This window comes from Ilumatobacter sp., assembly GCF_049588435.1.
In the GTDB taxonomy this organism is placed as follows: domain Bacteria; phylum Actinomycetota; class Acidimicrobiia; order Acidimicrobiales; family Ilumatobacteraceae; genus Ilumatobacter_A.
Window position 1 is genome coordinate 1 of record NZ_JBAVYV010000391.1, and the last position, 1,599, is coordinate 1,599.

Sequence of the window (1,599 nt, forward strand, 5' to 3'; positions counted from 1 at the left end):
ACCGACCCGTTCGAGCCGGTCGGAACCGTCGACGTGGGTGACGTGGGTCTCGGTGCGCACCGAGATGTTGTCGATGTTGGCGATTTGGTCGACCAGGTACTGCGACATCCGTTTTCCGATGTCGTCGCCTCGGATCAGCATCGTGACGTGCTTGGCGAACCGGGCCAGGTGAACCGCGCCCTGGCCAGCGCTGTTCGCTCCGCCCACCACGACCACGTTGGCGCCGGCGAGCACTGGAGCTTCGACCGACGCGGATCCGTAGTAGACACCACGTCCGCGTAGCTCTCCGGCACCCGGGGCATCCAACTCGCGGTATTGAACCCCGGTGGCGATGATCACTGCGGAGGACCGAAGCACCGACCCGTCGTCGAGCTCCAACATCCGGTACTGATCGTCGCGTGACAGTCGCACGACGTTGCGCGGGCTGACGAATGACGCCCCCAGTCGTCGGGCCTGGGTGACGGCGCGCCGAGCGAGATCCTCACCCGAGACCCCCTGCGGGAAGCCGAGGTAGTTCTCGATCCGAGAACTCGTCCCGGCCTGACCGCCGGGAGCCGCCGACTCGACGATCGCGGTCGTGAGTCCTTCCGACGCGCCGTACACCGCCGACGCCAAACCGGCGGGTCCCGCACCCACGATCACCAGGTCGTAGTACTCCGACTCGGGTCGGTCGGTGAGCCCGATCAGCGGGGCGACCGTGGAGATCGAAGCGTCCGGAATGGCTTCACCCTCGGCGGTGATCACGACGGGAAGGATTGGGTCGGTGAGCGCTGCAAGCAGCCGTTCGGCCTCCGCTGACGCACCGATTTCGAGCCAGCGGAACGGTGCATGGTTGCTGGTGAGGAACTGCCTCAGTTCGTGGGACCGATCCGACCACCGGTCGCCGATCACGCGCATGCCGACCTCGCCAGGCACGGTGTAGTGCGCCTGCCAGACCTCGAGGAGATCGTCGAGAATCGGGAACAGTCGTTCTTCGGGAGGATCCCAGGGCTTGAGGATGTAATAGGCGACGCCGGCATCGTTGATCGCCGCGATCGCAGCGTCGGTATCCGCGTACGCCGTGAGCAGGACGCGCCCCGCCGTCGGCGAACGCTCGCTCACTTGTTCGAGGAGCTCGGTCCCGCTCATCGTCGGCATCCGCTGGTCGGACACCACCAACGCCAACGGATCGCCTCTCAGAGCCAGCCGTTCGACGAGGGCGAGCGCATCGGTTCCCGACGCTGCGGTGAGCACCCGATAGTCGCCGCTGTATTGGGTCTTCACATCGGATTCGAGCGAGCGCAACACCTCGTTGTCATCATCGACGAGCAGGATGGACGGCCGAACGGTCATGATGGTGCACCTTCGCTGGAGGGGAGTCGTACGGTGAATGTCGTCGCGCCCGGAACTGACGCCACGCTCAGACTGCCTCCATGGCGTTCGACGACGATCTGATGTGAGAGATTCAGTCCGAGACCGATGCCCTCCCCGGGAGCCTTGGTCGTGACGAAAGGATCGAAGATGTTCTCGATGATGTTGGCGGCGACACCGGGACCGGTATCGGAAAATTCGAGCACGACGTACCCGTCCTCGCTGCGGACGTCGAGATCGATTCGGCCG

At 65.0% G+C, this 1,599-nt stretch carries 2 protein-coding genes; both read right to left on the minus strand.

The window, feature by feature from the left end; genetic code table 11:
* Positions 1-1,332 (minus strand): FAD-dependent oxidoreductase (locus tag WBV89_RS15150; protein WP_423982188.1); only part of this gene is annotated, 1,332 nt, incomplete at its 3' end.
* Positions 1,329-1,599: sensor histidine kinase (locus WBV89_RS15155; RefSeq protein WP_423982189.1), on the minus strand; the 271-nt coding region annotated here is incomplete at its 5' end. The genes WBV89_RS15155 and WBV89_RS15150, both read right to left, overlap by 4 nt.